19 protein-coding genes and 2 tRNA genes are annotated in these 15,678 nt (G+C 70.4%); 10 read left to right on the top strand and 11 right to left on the bottom strand.

Annotated elements, in window-relative coordinates:
* Nucleotides 1–54: 54 nt before the first annotated feature.
* The 3 genes from N5095_RS16595 to N5095_RS16585 all read right to left on the bottom strand — a co-directional run bounded on the left by N5095_RS16595 (nt 55) and on the right by N5095_RS16585 (nt 1,946).
* Complete coding sequence (locus N5095_RS16595; protein ID WP_267624210.1) at nt 55–1,329, bottom strand: cation:proton antiporter; 1,275 nt, start codon at nt 1,327–1,329, stop codon at nt 55–57.
* 162 nt (nt 1,330–1,491) lie between these two features.
* A complete protein-coding gene (locus tag N5095_RS16590) occupies nt 1,492–1,659 on the bottom strand; it encodes a DUF8143 family protein (RefSeq protein WP_267624208.1) in 168 nt (55 codons plus the stop codon).
* Nucleotides 1,659–1,946 (bottom strand): zinc ribbon domain-containing protein, encoded by a 288-nt coding sequence (locus N5095_RS16585; RefSeq protein ID WP_267624206.1) that lies wholly within the window; start codon nt 1,944–1,946, stop codon nt 1,659–1,661. The genes N5095_RS16590 and N5095_RS16585 overlap by 1 nt, the downstream gene beginning before the upstream one ends.
* 116 nt (nt 1,947–2,062) lie before the next feature.
* Here N5095_RS16585 and N5095_RS16580 point away from each other — a divergent pair, with 116 nt between their 5' ends.
* From N5095_RS16580 to N5095_RS16570, 3 genes are all read left to right on the top strand, one after another.
* A complete protein-coding gene (locus N5095_RS16580; protein WP_267624205.1) occupies nt 2,063–3,250 on the top strand; it encodes an inorganic phosphate transporter in 1,188 nt (395 codons plus the stop codon).
* Nucleotides 3,251–3,300: 50 nt separating this feature from the next.
* Nucleotides 3,301–3,801, top strand: coding sequence for a metallophosphoesterase family protein (locus N5095_RS16575; protein ID WP_267624203.1), 501 nt, complete (start codon nt 3,301–3,303; stop codon nt 3,799–3,801).
* Nucleotides 3,802–3,909: 108 nt separating this feature from the next.
* A complete protein-coding gene (locus N5095_RS16570; RefSeq protein ID WP_267624201.1) occupies nt 3,910–4,353 on the top strand; it encodes an ester cyclase in 444 nt (147 codons plus the stop codon).
* Between the two features lie 77 nt (nt 4,354–4,430).
* Here N5095_RS16570 and N5095_RS16565 read toward each other — a convergent pair.
* The 3 genes from N5095_RS16565 to N5095_RS16555 all read right to left on the bottom strand — a co-directional run bounded on the left by N5095_RS16565 (nt 4,431) and on the right by N5095_RS16555 (nt 5,827).
* A tRNA-Thr gene (locus N5095_RS16565) sits at nt 4,431–4,502 on the bottom strand.
* A gap of 111 nt (nt 4,503–4,613) precedes the next feature.
* A complete protein-coding gene (locus N5095_RS16560) occupies nt 4,614–5,057 on the bottom strand; it encodes a hypothetical protein (RefSeq protein ID WP_267624196.1) in 444 nt (147 codons plus the stop codon).
* Nucleotides 5,058–5,134: 77 nt separating this feature from the next.
* Nucleotides 5,135–5,827, bottom strand: a complete 693-nt coding sequence (locus N5095_RS16555) for a DUF7114 family protein (protein ID WP_267624194.1) — start codon at nt 5,825–5,827, stop codon at nt 5,135–5,137.
* A 59-nt stretch (nt 5,828–5,886) separates the two neighbouring features.
* Here N5095_RS16555 and N5095_RS16550 point away from each other — a divergent pair, with 59 nt between their 5' ends.
* Nucleotides 5,887–6,594 carry an enoyl-CoA hydratase/isomerase family protein gene (locus tag N5095_RS16550; RefSeq protein ID WP_267624192.1) on the top strand — a complete coding sequence of 236 codons (708 nt, stop codon included), beginning with the start codon at nt 5,887–5,889 and terminating at the stop codon, nt 6,592–6,594.
* A gap of 23 nt (nt 6,595–6,617) precedes the next feature.
* Here the strand turns inward: N5095_RS16550 and N5095_RS16545 are convergent, their stop codons facing one another.
* Nucleotides 6,618–7,466, bottom strand: a complete 849-nt coding sequence (locus N5095_RS16545) for an NAD+ synthase (RefSeq protein WP_267624191.1) — start codon at nt 7,464–7,466, stop codon at nt 6,618–6,620.
* A 311-nt stretch (nt 7,467–7,777) separates the two neighbouring features.
* Here N5095_RS16545 and N5095_RS16540 point away from each other — a divergent pair.
* From N5095_RS16540 to N5095_RS16525, 4 genes are all read left to right on the top strand, one after another.
* A tRNA-Gly gene (locus tag N5095_RS16540) sits at nt 7,778–7,848 on the top strand.
* Nucleotides 7,849–7,998: 150 nt separating this feature from the next.
* Nucleotides 7,999–8,253: a YrhK family protein gene (locus tag N5095_RS16535; protein WP_267624190.1), complete on the top strand. Its 255-nt coding sequence runs from the start codon at nt 7,999–8,001 to the stop codon at nt 8,251–8,253.
* A 372-nt stretch (nt 8,254–8,625) separates the two neighbouring features.
* Nucleotides 8,626–9,168, top strand: coding sequence for a hypothetical protein (locus tag N5095_RS16530; protein WP_267624188.1), 543 nt, complete (start codon nt 8,626–8,628; stop codon nt 9,166–9,168).
* Between the two features lie 142 nt (nt 9,169–9,310).
* Nucleotides 9,311–9,577, top strand: a complete 267-nt coding sequence (locus N5095_RS16525; protein WP_267624186.1) for a glutathione S-transferase N-terminal domain-containing protein — start codon at nt 9,311–9,313, stop codon at nt 9,575–9,577.
* A 46-nt stretch (nt 9,578–9,623) separates the two neighbouring features.
* Here the strand turns inward: N5095_RS16525 and N5095_RS16520 are convergent, their stop codons facing one another.
* Both N5095_RS16520 and N5095_RS16515 read right to left on the bottom strand, forming a co-directional pair.
* Nucleotides 9,624–9,977, bottom strand: a complete 354-nt coding sequence (locus N5095_RS16520; RefSeq protein ID WP_267624185.1) for a TfoX/Sxy family protein — start codon at nt 9,975–9,977, stop codon at nt 9,624–9,626.
* A 128-nt stretch (nt 9,978–10,105) separates the two neighbouring features.
* On the bottom strand, nt 10,106–11,077 hold the full coding sequence (locus N5095_RS16515) for a transcriptional regulator (protein WP_267624183.1): 972 nt from the start codon (nt 11,075–11,077) through the stop codon (nt 10,106–10,108).
* A gap of 190 nt (nt 11,078–11,267) precedes the next feature.
* Here N5095_RS16515 and N5095_RS16510 point away from each other — a divergent pair, with 190 nt between their 5' ends.
* A complete protein-coding gene (locus N5095_RS16510; protein ID WP_267624181.1) occupies nt 11,268–12,575 on the top strand; it encodes a tRNA(Ile)(2)-agmatinylcytidine synthase in 1,308 nt (435 codons plus the stop codon).
* A 174-nt stretch (nt 12,576–12,749) separates the two neighbouring features.
* Nucleotides 12,750–12,968 (top strand): DUF7511 domain-containing protein, encoded by a 219-nt coding sequence (locus tag N5095_RS16505; protein WP_267624179.1) that lies wholly within the window; start codon nt 12,750–12,752, stop codon nt 12,966–12,968.
* A 100-nt stretch (nt 12,969–13,068) separates the two neighbouring features.
* Here N5095_RS16505 and N5095_RS16500 read toward each other — a convergent pair whose 3' ends face one another.
* Both N5095_RS16500 and N5095_RS16495 read right to left on the bottom strand, forming a co-directional pair.
* On the bottom strand, nt 13,069–14,178 hold the full coding sequence (locus N5095_RS16500) for a pyridoxal-phosphate dependent enzyme (protein WP_267624178.1): 1,110 nt from the start codon (nt 14,176–14,178) through the stop codon (nt 13,069–13,071).
* A gap of 443 nt (nt 14,179–14,621) precedes the next feature.
* The gene (locus tag N5095_RS16495) at nt 14,622–15,578 is read right to left on the bottom strand and encodes a succinylglutamate desuccinylase/aspartoacylase family protein (RefSeq protein WP_267624176.1); all 957 of its coding nucleotides are present in this window, start codon (nt 15,576–15,578) and stop codon (nt 14,622–14,624) included.
* Nucleotides 15,579–15,678 lie beyond the last annotated feature (100 nt).

Below are 15,678 nucleotides of genomic sequence, written 5' to 3'. Positions count from 1 at the left end.
TCCCCGCTCGGCCCAGTAGCTTTCGCCCCCGGCGAGGTAGCCGCTCGGGCCCCGTCACGCGCCGGCGCCGTCGCCACCGGCGGCCCCGTCGCCCGACGCGAACGCCCAGCGCAACAGCGGCGCGGCCATCACCGACGTGACGACGGCGACGAGGACGACGACGGCGTACGTCGCGCCCGTCAGCACGCCGAGCGAGAGGCCGACGCTGGCGACGACGAGTTCGAGCGCGCCGCGGGCGTTGAGGCCGGCACCCATCCCGAAGGCGTCCCGTCGGTCGAACCCGGCGACTCGCGCGCCCGCGGCGGCGCCGAGGAACTTCCCGCCGACGGCGACGGCGAGGGTGACGAGCGCGAGGACGGCGACTTCGGGGTCGACGAGCGCCGTCAGGTCGGCCCGGAGCCCCGCGGTCGCGAAGAAGACGGGGGCGAGCACGGCGATGGTGACCGTCTCGAACGTCTCCCGAACGTGGGGGTCGAGCCGCCCCGTCCGGCCGACGAGCACGCCGAGGACGAACGCGCCGAGAAAAGCCTCGATGCGGAGTTCGGCCGCGAGGGCCGCGGCACCGAGCGCGAGGAGGACGAGCGTCGAGAAGTGGCCGATGGGCGGACCGGGCTTCGTCCGGGCGTAGACGGCGTCGACGAGCCACTGGCCGACGGTGACGGCGCCCAGCAGGAACAGGACGAGCGCCGCGACGGTGACGGCGGCGCCGACGAGGTCGACGGCGCCGCGGCCCGCCATCCCGGCGACGACCGAGAGCAGGAGCCACCCGAGCGCGTCGTTGACCAGTGCGGCCGCGAGCAGCACCTGCGGGGCGTCGTCGCCGAGCACGCCGAGGTCGAGGAGGACGCGGGCGATGACGGGCACCGCGGAGATGGACAGCGCGGTGGCGAGAAAGAGCGCGAAGACGACTCTGTTTCCCGAATCGGCGAGGAAGCGCGCGGGGACGAACCAGCCGAGCGCGAACCCGCCGGCGAAGGGGACGGCGATGCTTCCGGCGGCGACGGTCGTCGTCGCCCCCAACCGGCGGCGGACGAGCCCCACGTCGGTCTCCAGGCCGGCGAGGACGAGGAGCATGAGGAGCCCGAGCGTCCCGACGGCGTCGAGGGCGACCGCGTCGTCGGCGCCGGCGGGGAACAGCCCCGCGAAGACGTCGGGGGCGACCCACCCCAGTAGGGAGGGGCCGAGAACGAGGCCGGTGAGCAGTTCGCCGACGACCGGCGCGAAGCCCGCTCGGCCCGCCAACTCCCCGAGGAGGCGGGCGACGACGAGGACGACGAACAGTTGGAGCGCGAAGCGCGTCAGCGCCGGGTCGCCGGCGGCGAGAGTCACGACGCGGGTGTCGAGCGGGTCCGGCATAAGTGTGGTAGCGCCACACCGTTCGCCCGGCGACGGCGCGGTGTCGAGCCCCGTCAGGCCGGGGCGGCCGGCTCCGTCGCCTCGTCGCGGGTCGATGGCCTCTTCGTCACGGTTCAGCGGTCGTCCGGCCGTGGTTCAGCGGTTGTCCCGGTCGGGCGTGTCGCGCCGCGCGACCCGTTCTGCCGTCTCGCGGTCCATCTCTTCGCGTCCGCCGCGTTCGGCCCGGACGAGGGCGTACAGGACGAGCGGGAGGGCGAGCGCGAACAGGAAGACGACCGCGAAGCCGAGTCCGACGCCGGGCATCAGCCGAGGAACACGTCGACGATGTCGCTCGACCCCGGCGTGCTGTCGCGGTACAGTTCCGAGTAGCCGCAGTTCGTGCAGGAGACGACCTTGAACGAGTTCGTCTGGATGTCGAACAGCTTCGAGAGGCCGCCGCCCGTGGTGGATATCGTCCCCACGTCGGTGCCGGTGTGGCCGCACTTCGGACAGCCGCGCTCGGCGGGGTCGGTGCCGCGGTCGGTAGCGGGGTCGGCATCGCGGTCGGTGACGGGACCGGTGCTGTGGTTCGAGTCCGATGGAGGGACCATGTCGCCTCCGTTTCGACCCGTCCGCCATGAGTTTTCTCCCGGCCCCGCCTGGTCCGGTTCGCCCCGCCGCCGGACTTCCGCTGGGGTTCATTACGCGGCCGTCCGTCGGTGTCGACATGATCGGTGCCTTACTTCTCGTCGGCCTCTCCGTCTCGCTATTCGTCGGCTACAACATCGGCGGGTCGACGACGGGGCCCGCCTTCGGTCCCGCGGTCGGGTCGGGGGTGCTCTCGAAGGCCGCCGCCGGCGCCCTCATGGCCGTCTTCTTCTTCGTCGGCGCGTGGACCATCGGCCGGCGCGTCGTCGACACGCTGGGGCGGGACCTCGTCACCGAACCGGGCGTCTTCACCATCGAGTCCAGCATCGTCGTGCTCTTCTTCATCGGTGCGGGGCTGTTCGTCGGCAACTACGCCGGCGTCCCCGCCTCCACGTCGATGACGGCCGTGGGCGCCATCGCCGGTCTCGGCGTCGCGTCCGGGACCCTCGACTGGGCCGTCATGGGCGAAATCGTCGTCTGGTGGCTCGTCGCGCCCATCCTCGGCTTCTGGGTCTCCGGCGTCGTCGGGCGCTATCTCTACCCGCGCATCGACCGCTGGGTCGACGCACGGAGTAGCGAGGGTCCGCTGGTGGAGGTCGACCGCTCGGGAACCCTCCCGAGACCCCGCGCCGGGCCGAACACCACCGACAGGGAACTCGTCGGCGCGGCGCTCGTCGTCGTCATCGGCTGTCTGATGGCGTTCTCCTCGGGCACGTCGAACGTCGCGAACGCCATCGCCCCGTTGTACGGCGCCGGCGTCGCGATGAACCCGCTCATCCTGCTCGCCTGCGCCGCGGTCGCGGTCGGCGCACTCACCATCGCCCGCCGGACGCTCGACACTCTCGGCAACGACCTCACGGACCTCCCGCTGACCGCGGCGCTCGTGGTCGCCGTCGTCTCCTCCGGCATCGTCGTCGGGCTCTCCGCCGTCGGCATCCCCGCCTCGTTCGTCATCATCGCGACGATGTCCATCGTCGGCCTCGGCTGGGGTCGGGCCTCCCGGTCGGTGACGCTCGCGGCGGGCGTCCCGGACGAGACGTTGGACGGCCCGGTAGACCGGTCGACCCCGAAGGGGCTCGACGGTGGTACCCTGCGAACCGGTGAGGCGGACCGCGGAGGGGAGACCCCGGCGGACACCTCCGACGCGGTCGACCTGTTCGACCCCGAGACGACCGGTCGCGTCATCCTCCTGCAGAACGTCGTCCCGCTCGTCTCCACTGTCGGGTCGTACGCGGCGTTTTGGGCGCTGTTCACTTACTGGTGGTAGTCCCGGCCACCGCCCGAGCGCTTTCGGGTTCGGAGGTCGTATCCGGAGCCATGCCGCGAATCGCGATCGTCAGCGACTCCCACGTACCGGACCGCGAAGACGAGATTCCCGAGTCGTTCCGGGAGCGAGTCGCCGACGCCGACCGCGTCGTCCACGCTGGCGACTTCACCTCGCCGGAGACCCTCGACGAGTTCGAGACGCTCGCCGACGGGAAGCTGACCGCCGTCTTCGGCAATCTCGACCCACAACATCTCGACCTGCCCGCGGTCACGACGCTCGACGCCGGAGGGGTCACCTTCGTCGTCGCCCACGGCACCGGCAGTCACGAGGGCTGGGCCGACCGCGTCGCCGACATCGCCCGCGAGGAGGGAGGCGAGGACGCGGTCGGCGTGGCCGGCCACACCCACTCGGTGACGGACACGGACCACGACGGCGTTCGGCTACTGAACCCCGGGAGCGTCACCGGGGCGGACCCGGCCGAGGCGGCGACGATGATGACGGCGGACGTAGCGGACGGGGAGTTGGACGTGGCGGTTCACGAGACGGACTGAGCGGTCGTCACATCGGCCAGTGTGTCGCGCTCCGCTTCGATGCTCTTCTCGACCGAACCCGACGCATACATTTAACCCCTCACTACACTACTGAAAATGTGAGAGTAAATGAGTGCAACCAAAACTACTGCTGAACGAAACAAGGCCGCCCTCGCCGAAGCGCTCGACCGAATCTGGATGGAGGGCGACCTGTCCTTCGTCGACGAGCGCTTCGCGGACGACTACGTCCTCCACAACCCGGCTCGGCCTCAGGGGTTCCACGGTCCGGAGGGGTTCAAGGAGTACGTCGGCATGCTCCGGTCGGCGTTCCCCGACATGGCAATCTCCTGTGAGGGCACCGTTGCGGACGGCGACACCCTCGCGACCAGATACCGCTGGCGCGCGACTCACGAGGGCGAACTCCTCGGCATCGAGCCGACCGGGAAGGAGGTCGTGATGTCGGGGATGGCGTTCCTCCGCTTCGAGGACGGGATGCGCAAGGAGGACTGGTTCCTCGACGACTTCATGGGGTTATTCGCACAGTTGGGCGTCGTCGAGCCGCCGACCGCGTAGCGGGCGTCGGTGACGGTCGGGCTCGACGGTCGCCGGTCTCGGGAGCGCGTTCGCTCGTCAGGGTGTCTCTCGGAGAAAGCCTAGGCCGGGATTTGAACCCGGGCTCTCGTCCTTACCAAGGACGCGCTTTACCGCTAAGCTACCCAGGCGCGTTTTCGTCTTTGCCCGATTTGTCTTTAGGCGTTTCGATTCAGACGCGTCCGTGGCAGGGGGGAACACGGCTCCGTCGGCCGGACACACACCCACGACCGACACCCCACTCAGGACGACAGCGCCTCCGCCAGCACCTCCGCGTAGGTCCCCAGCATCGCCGACAACGCCTCGCGCGGCGGGTGGTCGTCGGCGTCGACGACGCCCTCGGGCCACCAGTCGTCCTCGTACCCCGGCTCCTGCTCTCCAATCTCCTCGATAGCCACCGGCGAGTCGCGCGCGTCGACGTACCGGGTGACGAGCGCCGCGAACGCGACGGCGTCGTTCACGTCGGCGTAGTGAATCAGGGGGATGCGGGACTCATCGCCGCCGAGGTCGGTGACCGCGAACACCTGGTAGGCGTTGGCCTCGGCGCTCGGCACGCCGGGCCGGGCGTGGACGTCGTCGCCGTGGTAGTGCACGTCGGCGGGGGTGACGTACACCCCGACGGCCACCTCGTCGCGCCGTTCGAACCCGCTCGACTCCTTCTCCCAGTTGCTGGAGACGCTCGGCATACCCGTCTCTCGGTCGGTGTCGTACTAAACGATGTGGAGCGCGGTCGGCCGCCCGGCCGCCGAAAGCGGGAGCGGACTCAGGGGTCGGTCGCGGAGGAGGGAACCCGGTCGCCGGCGCTCTCTACGTCGCTATTCGCCGAGAGGGCGACGATGCGGTCGGCCACCGTCTCGGGGAGCGCGGCCGCGGCCGGTGGGAGCGCCTCGCCGTCGACCGGGTCGAACCCGCGGGCCAGTCCGGCGGCGTACTCCCGCAGGGCGGCCGACGGGGTGTCGCCGCCCACGTCGACGCCGGCGACGACCGCGAGTTCGAACACGTCGGCTTCGAGGTTGCGGTCGAGCGCGACGGGGTCGGCGCCCTCGGCGCGGCGGAGCGTCTGGTCGCGGCCGAACCGGCGGACGGTCTCGACCGCCTGCTCGGCGGCGCCCGTCCGCGCGAGGAGGTAGAACCCGCGGGCGACGAGCACGTCGGCGGCGACGATGTCGAGGTCGGCGTCGATGTCCGACTCCGGCTCCGTAGTCCACGGCTCCTCGTGGGCGAGGTAACGGGTGAGTCGCAGGCCTTCGTAGATGAGCTGGACGCCGGCGGCCCGCTCCGCCACGGCGTCGGGGTCGACGCCCGGGTTCAGACTCCGGGCACACAGCAACGCGAGCGCGCCCGGCGTCATCGGGGCGTCGGCCAGCCGGTCGTCGAGGGTGCCACCCAGGGCGGGCGGTTCGACGTCGGCGAGGGCCTCGCGCGCGGCGTCGCGGGTCCGCACGGCATCGTCCATTACGTCGCTCTAGCGACGGCAAGGGCAAAGACCTTTGGAAACCGAAGCGACGACCCGCCATGGTTCGCACGACGGCGGCCGGGTCGGTCCGCGTCGTCACCCTCGACCGCCCCGCCCGGCGCAACGCGCTTCGCCCCGCCGACCTCGACGACCTGGAGGAAGCGGTCACCGACGCCGACGAGCCGGTCGTCTACCTCCACGGCGACGGCGACGCCTTCTGTGCCGGCGCCGACCTCGACACCGTCGCCGACCTCTCCCGCGACGAGGCCCGCGAGTTCGCCCGCCACGGCCAGCGGGTGGCGAACGCCGTCGAGTCCGCCGAGCCGGTCGTCGTCGCCGGAATCGACGGAGCGGCCCGCGGCGGCGGCGTCGAACTCGCACTCGCCTGCGACGTGCGGGTCGCGACCCCCGACGCCACCTTCGCCGAACCCGGCGTCAGGTTCGGTCTCTTCGGCGCGTGGGGCGGCACCGTCCGCCTCCCGCGCGTCCTCGGCGAGGGCGACGCGATGGACCTCGCACTCTCCGGACGGGTCGTCGCCGCCGACGAGGCGAAGCGCCTCGGACTGGTCTCCCGGGTCGTCTCCGACCCCCGCGAGGTGGCCGAGGAGGTCGCCGCCAACAGAGCCGACGCGCTGACCGCGGTGAAGGAGTTACTGCGGGACCCGCGTTCACAGGCGAGACGCGAGCAGGCGGAGGCGGCCGCGTTCGCGACGCTCGTCGAGCGCTACGCCGACGACATCGCGGCGGACCGGTCGGGCGGGGAGTAGCGCCATCCCATTTCGGCCCCGGCCTACACCCGCAGTTCGGACGGCGCAGGCGGCATCGCGCGCTTGTGCTCGCTGCGTTCGACCAGCTCGACCACGCGTTCGACCTGCGCCTCGGTGACGCCGTCGAGGGCGCGGACCGTCGCCGACTTCGACAGCGGTCCGTCGACGTGGAGCGCGAGTATCGCGTCCACGTGGTCGTAGCCGACGCCCATCTCCCCCTCGTCGGTCTGGCCCTCCCACATCTCGGCGGAGGGGGTCTTCATCACGAGGTCCTCGGGGACGCCGACGTGGGCGGCGAGCTGGCGCACCTGCTGCTTGTAGAGGTTGCCGATGGGGTGACAGTCGACGGCGCCGTCGCCGTACTTCGTGTAGTAGCCGGTCATCGCCTCGCTCCGGTTGCCGGTGCCGAGCACGATGCGGTTCTCGTGGTTCGCGGCGAAGTAGTTGAGCACCGCTCGCGTCCGGACGTACACGTTCCCGAGCGCCTCGGTGTCCTCGGCCGCCTCGGGCATCGCCTCGGCGAACGCGTCGGCGATAGGGCCGATCTCGATCACGTCGTACTCGATGCCCAACTCCTCGGCGACGCGCTCGGCGTCGCTCATGTTCTCCTCGCTGTTGACGGCGCTCGGCATCACGAGTCCGTGCAGCCCCTCCGTCCCCAGTGCTTCGACGGTGAGGTACGCCGTCGTCGTCGAGTCGATACCGCCCGAGAGGCCGAGCACGGCCCCGTCGGCGCCGGCGCTCTCGACCGTCTCGCGGACGAACGACACGATGTGCTCGTGGTGTCGCCCCAGCTCCTCGGCGGAGAGTCGGAGGTCGAGCGGTGCGTCGTCGTCGAGAACGGAGAAGTCCGCGTCCGTGTCCACGCTCATCGAACGCTGGTAGAACCGCCTCGAACAAATAGGCACGCGTCGTCGCCGGACGGTGGACGTTCGTCCACCCGACGTTCCACCCGTTAGCAACGCCTTCAGTACGTCGTGGGACTTCTGTCAGTTGCACCCTACTCGGCCGAGAACACCCTCGTAGGCGGAGATTTACCCTCCGTTCCGGTACGACTCGCGCGCTCTTCGCCGGAGGGAAGCGGCACGTTGAAGTGAGCGGGTGGGGTACGTGGTGGTACGCCGATTCGAGCGCCGGTGTCCCCGTGGACGACGCGAACGGGGGTACGGCGCGACTGAAACGAGCGCCGGTGGTCCAGTGGTAGGACATTGGCTTCCCAAGCCAATAGCCCGGGTTCGACTCCCGGCCGGCGCACTCTCTTAACGCTGCCACCGACCCCGGAGCGACCGCACCGTGCGGTGGCCTGAACGCTTATTCGGCCGCCCTTCTTCGTTCGAAACGGTTCCGAGCCCCGACCCGACCGACGAGTCGGTACCGGGGCGACCCGCGAACGTTCCAGATACTATGCCCGAGAACGTCCAGAGAAGTGACAAGTCCTCGAACAGCCACGCGAGCGCGTTGAGAGTACTCGTCCAAGAGTACGAGTGGATACACCTGAGCCTCGGTATCCTCGGCAACGTTCTGTTCTTCGTCGGGAGCGTCCTGTTCCTGTTCGAGTCGGTGACGCGACTCGATATCTACACCTTCATCGTCGGATCGTTCCTCATGCTCGTCGGTGCGGTCGGGAAGGCCCTGGTCCGGTACGTCGAGAAGTCGTAACCCCCTGTCCCTCGACCGGGACGACTCCTCGATACCGACGAGACGTGGCGATGTACGGCCTCGGCGGGCTCGGAGGGTGTATCCTACCCGTCGTATCGGGCTGATTTAAATACGGATTAACTATGAGGGTCGCTCCCGTTGGTTCAGATGCGGTTCGCCGCCGGACCTGGGTCGGACGGTGACCGGACCGCGTTTCAGTTCCCGGCGACCTCCCTCGTCGGAGAACCCTCCCTCTCCCCCTCCCGATTCTCGACCGGCCGAGCGACACGCTCGGTGACCGACGGACGGCCCGTCGGTCATCTCTTCCAGCCAACTCCCCTTCCGGTCACCTCCCGAACAGTTATGTGCCGAGAGGTCACCCTCGTAGTCGAGATGTCGCCCCTCCAACTCGAATCCGGTCCCGACTGGTGGTTCGTCGGGGCGTGGATACCGCTTGACGTCGTCTCCCGGTTCGCCGTCACAGTCGCGATTGGTCTCGCCGTCGGCGCCGTCGTCGCCCTCACCTGTCGCGCGCTCTTGCGCCCACTCGCCGGTCCCCTCGCGGTCCGACTCGGCGTCGACGGCGCGGCGCTCCGACGGACGGCGACTCCGGTCGCGCTCCTCGTCGGCGCCGGCGTCGGCGCGAGCGCCGCCGGCTTCGGTGCGCTCGGACCGCTCCTGTTTCTCGTCGTCCCCGCCGCGGTCGGGTTCGGTCTCGAACGGGCGCGGGCGAACGACGCGGCGGACCCCACGCCCCGGTTGCTCGCGGCCATCGCGGCGCTACTCGCGGTGCTGGTCCTCCAGCGCTCCCCGACGGCGCCCCTCGTCCCAGCGCTCGGGACGTTCGTCGCGGCTGCGGTGCTCGGCGGACTTGTCGCGACGCTGACGAGTCGCCCCGCTGAGTCGCCCGTGCGGAGTCGGTCCGGCGCCGACTGAGGGGGTCGTTCTCGGGGGACGAGTTCTCCGGAGCGACCGGTCCACCCCGGCGCCACGACCGACCCGTCGACGGCCACGACCGGGTGTTCGCGCCACACACCACCATCGCGTTCATTACGTTGGGTCGACTACTCCCGACCCGATGACGTCCACGTCGATCGAACTCTACGACCTGCCCGGCTGTCCGTACTGCGCGAAGGTGAAGAGCAAGCTGGACGAACTCGGTCTGGAGTACGTCTCCCACGAGGTTCCACGCTCGCACGGCGAGCGGACCGAGGTCGAGGAGGTCAGCGGCCAGACGGGCGTCCCGGTGCTCGTCGACCCCGAGCACGGCGTCGAGGGGATGCCCGAGAGCGACGACATCGTCGACTACCTCGAACAGACCTACGGTGACGGCGCGGCGGCCTGAGTTCGGCCGACTCGACTGGACCGCTCCGAAGCTTCCACCTTCTGACTCACTCCCGGAGCGTCGCCTCGTAGCTCGCTCTGAGTAGGACCTGTATCCCCTCCAAATCGCCGGATTCGACCGGGACGGTCACCCAGCGTCCGAACTCGAGCCCGCTCGCGCGGAACGGTCGGGCGTCTCGGGTCTCGGCGAGCAGACGACGGTCGTCGGCGTCGAGTCGCGTGAGCGTGAGCCCCTGCTCGCTCACGAGCGCGAACACCTCGCCCCGCGCGAGAAAGGCGGGACAGCCGAACGTGCGCTTCGTCGTGACGCCGGGCCACTCTGCGACGGCCGCGGCCACGGCGTCCCGCAGCGTCGAAACCGTCACCGTCGTGCCCCTCTCCCACTGCGAACTCCCCTGCATACCGCTCAGTAGGCGTCCGAAGACGAAGAACGTGATTCGACGGGCCAGCGGCGGGACCGGTCAGCCGGCCGGGGGTCGGCGTCGGTCCGGGACGACGCGGCCGCCGCCTCGGGCGAGAGGCGCCGGCGTTACGACTCGGCGGGCTCGCGGGTGCGCTCGCGGATGAGGTCGCGGATGACGTCCGGGTCGTCGACCTCGGCGAGCTCCTCACAGGAGACGAGCGCAGTCCCCTCGACGGATTCGCGCTTCGAGGTCTCCTCGGTGAAGTACACCGAACGCGTGCGCGTGACCTCGCCGATGGAGGACATGATGCGGGCGCGCTTCTCGGCGCTCCGGGTGAACGGCGAGTGGCCGGTGAGGACGTTCACCTCGCGACCGTCGTCGTCCTCGCTGACCGCCTTGAAGGGGGCGCGGGCCGTCGGGTGGACGGTGAACCCGGCGCGGGTGAGCACGGTGACGACGTGGGCGTCGTCGTCCTCGGGTTCGGGGTCCTCGGGCGTCGGGTCGGCGTCCCTGACCGCCTCGGCGCCGTCCAGCACCTCGACCGGCGAGGAGAACGGCTGGTCGAACACCTCCTCGAGCTGGATGGCCACCTCGATGGAGGCGTTCATCCCGTCCTCGTACTTCGACACCGTCCGGCGCGAGACGCCGAGTTCGGTCGCGAGACGACCGAGGCTCCAATCCCGGCGTTCGCGCTCGTCGGCGAGCAGGTCGCCGTCGATGTTCACGTAGAGGCCGCCCGGCGCCGCGTAGATGAGCGGCGGCACCTCCTCGACGAACAGGTCGAGCGCCGTGTCCGGGTTCAACACCGGGACGCCGTGGCGGAAGTAGACGACGCCCGGTTTGAGCTCCTCGTCGCGCGTACGCAGCCCGACGACGAGCGGCGTCGCCGAGAGATACGAGCCGAGCCGCCGCATCTCGGCGCCGGTGACGCCGTCGAAGGCGTCGACGTTGCCGAGTACCTTCAGTAGCAGCAGGTCCTCTCCACGCCGGGCGGCGAGGTCGAAGCTCTTGGGTCGGACGGTGGCGCGTTCGCTCACCATGAACCCGGCGTCCTCGAGCATCGCGGTGACGTTACCCACCAGTGCGGACCGCGACATAGGGGGTAATAAGCGATTCCCGACACATAACCGTTTCGTCCACGCCCCCCGCTACGTCCCCCGATTCACTCCGTAGATGGTCGGAGGAGTTATATATTCGAAATCGCCGGCTTTGGCGGGGTCGTGAAGGCCCGGAGGCTCCCCGAGTCGACGCGAAAACGCCTTGCCCGACGACCGTCGAGTGGGGGACGTGACGCTCATCGGCCTCGACGACACCGACTCGCGCGAGCGGGGGATGTGTACGACGTACCTCGCCGCGCGCATCGCCGAGGCGGTCGAAGCCCGGAACGGGGCGGTCCACGACCGACTGCTCGTCCGGCTCAACCCCGCCGTCGAGCAGAAGACCCGGGGCAACGCCGCCCTCGCCCTCCACGTCGACCTGGCCCCCGAGGCCGCCTTCGACCTCGCCTGCGCCGAACTCGACCCGCTCGCCGAGGTCGAGGACCCGCGGACCAGCCCCGGAGTCGTCGTCGCCCCCGGCGGTCCCGACGACGTTCCCGCCGCCGTCGCCGACTTCGCCCGCGACGCCGTCCGCGACTTCCACACGACCGACGGCGCCGTGGCCCTCGCCGAGACACACGGCTATCGCCACCGCGGCTGGGCCGGTGGCCGGGGCCGCATCGGCGCGCTCGCCGCGGTCGGCGCCGACGCCGCCTTCGCGGACTGGACCTACGAGTTCGTCGCCTACCGCGACTTCACCCGGTGTGGAACCCCACGCGAGGTCGACGACGAGTCGGTGTTCGCGGCCGCCGAGACCGGATATCCGGCGGTGTGGGACACCGTCGACCGCGTCGAGGGGGAGACCGTCTGCGTCCCGAACGCACCGGGGCCGATTCTCTACGGAATCCGGGGTGACGACTCCCGTTCGGTTCGTGCCGTCGCCGACGCAATCGACTCGGAGTCCGTCGAACGGGTCTCGCTGTTCCGGACGAACCAGGGCACCGACGCCCACCTCCGGGAGGCGGTCGTCGACGACCGCGTCGGGTTCGAGGAGCTTCGCGACGGTCGCGCCTATCGCGTCACGGGGGTCGTCGCGAGCGACCCCGAGACCCGCCGCGGGGGACACGTGTTCGTGTCGGTGCGACCGGTGGGGGGCGACGGCGACGCGCCCGGTCCCGAACTCGACTGCGTCGCCTTCGAGCCCACCAAACGGTTCCGCGACCGAGTCCGAGCGCTCCGCCCCGGCGACCGCCTCCTCGTCTGTGGCGAGGTCGGAGACGGGACGCTCAAACTGGAGAAGTTCGCCGTCCGGGAACTCGTTCGAACCGAGCCGGCGACGCCGACCTGTCCGGACTGTGGGCGGGCGATGGGAAGCGCCGGGCGAAATCAGGGGTACCGCTGTCGCGACTGCGGGACGGCGGCGTCGGGGAAGGTCGACCGCCCCGTCGAGCGCGACCTCGACCTCGGCTGGTACGAGGTGCCCCCCTGTGCCCGGCGTCACGTCGCGAAGCCGCTCGTCCGCGGGGGGTTCGACGGGCCGACTCACCCCGAGCGATAGGCGCGGACGACGGCGACGTCCACCCGTTAACGTCCGAATAACCGGAGAATGGGGGGCCTATACGTTCGAAAGGCAGTGCCAGCGTTCCGTTAGAGAACGCATAGCAAAGGGGTGAGAACGCTTCGGACTATCCGTGAAGCCGGCCTCGACAGTGGGTGGCCGGAGTGATCTACCATGAGCACGTCCGACAATAGTGGGGTCGACACGACTGGTGCGTACCGTGACGGCCTGAACCGGTGGCCGGTGTTCGACGTCGAGTTCGTCCTGGAGTCGACGGACCTCGGCGACGACCAGTGCACGTTCTACCCCCGCAACGCCGACGAGGAACAGATGTTGACCACGTGGATTACCGCGGCCGAGGGGGACTTCGTCACCCTCGACGACGCCCGGTGAGTCGGGCGGCGACCTGCCCGACCGGCGGCGGTGCCAGCCGTCCTGCGGTTTCCTTCCCATCCATCCTTTCTCCACGGTCTCAGTGACTACCCTACTCCCGCTACCCCTTCAGCCCGCTCCCCGTGAGCGGGACGACCACGTCGTCCGACTCGTCGAGCACGCCGCGCTCGCGGTACTCGCGGAGCGCCGCCGGCGCGACCGCACAGGTCGGTTCGGTGTAGAACCCCGCCCGGTGGAGCCGGTCGAGTTCGGCCTCCACTGCGTGGCTCCCGAGGGCGATTGCGTCGCCGTCGGTGTCCTCGACCGCCTCCAGAATCGCCTCCCGCTGGACCGGGTCGCGAATCCGGATGCCGTCGGCGGCGTCGTTGTCGCCGTCGGCGGCCGCCTCGCCGTGGAGTTCGGCCGCGATGGGGGCGTACCCCGCCGCCTGCGCGCCGAGCAGCCTCGGCATCGAGTCGGTCCACCCCGCCTCGTACAGCGCGCGGAACCCGCGATAGGCGCCGAGGAAGAGCGTCCCGTGGCCGAGCGGCGTGACGACCGCGTCCGGGACGGACCAGTCCCGCTGGAGGGCGACCTCGTAGGCGACCGTCGCCGTTCCGGCGAAGAACGCGGGGTTCCACGCGTGGCTGGCGTACCACGCATCGCCCTCGCGGACGGCGTCGAGGCAGGCGTCGGTCACGTCCTCGCGGGACCCCTCGACGCGGACGGGTGTCGCCCCGGCGCGTTCGATGGCCCGGAGCTTCGAGTCCTTGACCCCCGCGGGGACGTATATCTCGGCGTCGATACCGGCCCGTGCGGCGTAGGTCGCGACCGCTGCGCCGGCGTTGCCGGAGGAGTCTTCGACGACGCGCTCCACGCCGAGTTCGCTCGCCCGCGTGAGCGTCGTCGTCGCGCCGCGGTCCTTGAAACTCCCCGTCGGGAAGACGTACTCCAGTTTGAACGTCGCGTCCCAGTCCGGGGCGTCGACGAGCGGGGTCAGCCCCTCGCCGAGCGTGACGCGGTCGGCCGGGTCGGCGCCGACCGGGAGAAACGCATCGAACGACCAGAGCCCCGCGCGGGCGTCGAAGGGGCCGGGAGCCGACGCCGAGCCTTCCTCGCCGGTCGGGGCGGGTCGTGGCGGGTCGGCGAACTCGAGCGGGGCACCACAGGAACAGCGCCAGCGGTCGTCGTAGGTGGCGCCACAGTCGGGACAGACGAGACTCGCGGGCATACCCGGGCGTGGGCCGGACGGAACCAGTAGGTGACGGTTCCAGCAGGCCACAAGAGGGGGCGACTCCCGATGCGACGGCTCGGACCGTCGATGGGCGTCGAAGACCACCGGGGCGAGCGATGCCGGCGCTCGTCGGCTCGACTCTCGAGAAAACGGTGGCGCCGCGGTGGTGTGTCGGTGTGTCCGCGGTGGTGTGCTAGGTGCGTGGTCCGTCGTCCCAGTGGTGTGGTGTGTCGAACCCCCGCCCGCGCGTGCCGCCCGTTCGCGTGCCAAGCGATTCGACGGAGAACAGTATCGTACCTAAGAGTGACCCGTTGTTGTGTTATGGTCGAGGGCGAACGCATCTAATATGTATTCGTCCGCCGGAGAACCTCTCGAACCCGGCCGTCTTGACGTCGGTGCGTCTCGCCGGCCGCTCGGCGCCGTCCGGCGCCGTCGGTCGGTCAGTACGTGTCGATGCCGGTGCCGACCGAGCAGACGTACTCGCCGGTGGCGACCTGCGGGAGGCGCCGCTCGCGCCAGAAGAGGCCGTCGTTGTCGGCGGTGACGCGCGCCTTCGTCGTGCCGAACACGTCGGTGATGCGATAGAGGGTGTCGCCCGCGCGGACCTCGTCGCCGAGTTCCTTCTCGAAACGGACGACGCCGCCGCGCGGCGCGCCGTACTGGTCGAATCCGGTGGCGCGGGTCTGGGGTTCGGCGTCGACCCCGCCGTCGAGGAAGCCGTACCCTCGAAGGACGTTGAAGACGCCGTCGACGCCCTTCCGGATGCTCTCCCGGTCCCAGCCGACGGCGCCGCCGAGTTCGGGGTCGACCGTCGGAATCCCCTCGTCGGGGCCGGCGCGGGCGAGTTGGCCGTCGGGCCCCTTCTGGTCGAGGACGTAGCCGCAGCCGAACGTCTTGGCGAGTTCGAGACACTCCCGGTGGAGGCGGTGGCGGGTGCCACAGCGCACGCGGACCTCGTCGATCATTCGAGAGGTAGAACCCTGGTGGAGGTCGAGAATCAGGTCGGCGCGGGTCGCGGCCTCGAAGGTGGCGTGGGCGATGCGCTCGCTCGAGGTGCCGCTCGCGTCGCCGGGGTACGCCCGGTTCATCTTCGTGTCGTCGATGGGGTTGCGGTGTTCCGCGACCTGGAAGGCGTGGTAGTTGACGATGCCGACGACGAGCACCGTGCCGGATATCTCCGCGGGGTCGAGCTGGGGGACGACACGGTTGACGACGCCGACGCCGTTGAGTTCGTCGCCGTCGCTCGCGGCCTGCACGTAGAGCGTCTTCCCGTCGCGCGCCCCGTTGACGACGGCGACCGGCAGGCCGACGGCGCTCCCGTCCCTGGACTCGCCCACCTCCAGCCGGCCGAAGTCGACCTCGCCGGGGGCCGCGCTCGCGCTTCCGAGCGTGGTCATTACCCGACCGACGGACGCACCCGCCTTTAGGGGTTCGGTCCCTGTCGCGCCGCCGCCGCCCGGTCAGCGGTCGACCGACGCGTCGTCGGCGTTCGTCTGG

It is taken from the genome of Halobium salinum, from assembly GCF_026586625.1.
Classification (GTDB): domain Archaea; phylum Halobacteriota; class Halobacteria; order Halobacteriales; family Haloferacaceae; genus Halobium; species Halobium salinum.
The sequence above is the reverse complement of the archived record's forward strand: the minus strand, read 5'-3'. Positions and strand labels throughout refer to the sequence as shown.

Bases quoted from the DNA above. Each gene is read 5' to 3' on its own strand.
- N5095_RS16550 (WP_267624192.1), top strand. From the start codon at position 5,887: ATGGTTCGCACGACGGCGGCCGGGTCGGTCCGCGTCGTCACCCTCGAC.
- N5095_RS16530 (WP_267624188.1), top strand. From the start codon at position 8,626: ATGTCGCCCCTCCAACTCGAATCCGGTCCCGACTGGTGGTTCGTCGGG.
- N5095_RS16505 (WP_267624179.1), top strand. From the start codon at position 12,750: ATGAGCACGTCCGACAATAGTGGGGTCGACACGACTGGTGCGTACCGT.
- N5095_RS16545 (WP_267624191.1), bottom strand. From the start codon at position 7,466: ATGAGCGTGGACACGGACGCGGACTTCTCCGTTCTCGACGACGACGCA.
- N5095_RS16555 (WP_267624194.1), bottom strand. From the start codon at position 5,827: ATGGACGATGCCGTGCGGACCCGCGACGCCGCGCGCGAGGCCCTCGCC.
- N5095_RS16520 (WP_267624185.1), bottom strand. From the start codon at position 9,977: ATGCAGGGGAGTTCGCAGTGGGAGAGGGGCACGACGGTGACGGTTTCG.
- N5095_RS16525 (WP_267624186.1), top strand. From the start codon at position 9,311: ATGACGTCCACGTCGATCGAACTCTACGACCTGCCCGGCTGTCCGTAC.
- N5095_RS16590 (WP_267624208.1), bottom strand. From the start codon at position 1,659: ATGCCCGGCGTCGGACTCGGCTTCGCGGTCGTCTTCCTGTTCGCGCTC.
- N5095_RS16535 (WP_267624190.1), top strand. From the start codon at position 7,999: ATGCCCGAGAACGTCCAGAGAAGTGACAAGTCCTCGAACAGCCACGCG.
- N5095_RS16575 (WP_267624203.1), top strand. From the start codon at position 3,301: ATGCCGCGAATCGCGATCGTCAGCGACTCCCACGTACCGGACCGCGAA.
- N5095_RS16500 (WP_267624178.1), bottom strand. From the start codon at position 14,178: ATGCCCGCGAGTCTCGTCTGTCCCGACTGTGGCGCCACCTACGACGAC.
- N5095_RS16560 (WP_267624196.1), bottom strand. From the start codon at position 5,057: ATGCCGAGCGTCTCCAGCAACTGGGAGAAGGAGTCGAGCGGGTTCGAA.
- N5095_RS16585 (WP_267624206.1), bottom strand. From the start codon at position 1,946: ATGGTCCCTCCATCGGACTCGAACCACAGCACCGGTCCCGTCACCGAC.
- N5095_RS16580 (WP_267624205.1), top strand. From the start codon at position 2,063: ATGATCGGTGCCTTACTTCTCGTCGGCCTCTCCGTCTCGCTATTCGTC.
- N5095_RS16515 (WP_267624183.1), bottom strand. From the start codon at position 11,077: ATGTCGCGGTCCGCACTGGTGGGTAACGTCACCGCGATGCTCGAGGAC.
- N5095_RS16570 (WP_267624201.1), top strand. From the start codon at position 3,910: ATGAGTGCAACCAAAACTACTGCTGAACGAAACAAGGCCGCCCTCGCC.
- N5095_RS16495 (WP_267624176.1), bottom strand. From the start codon at position 15,578: ATGACCACGCTCGGAAGCGCGAGCGCGGCCCCCGGCGAGGTCGACTTC.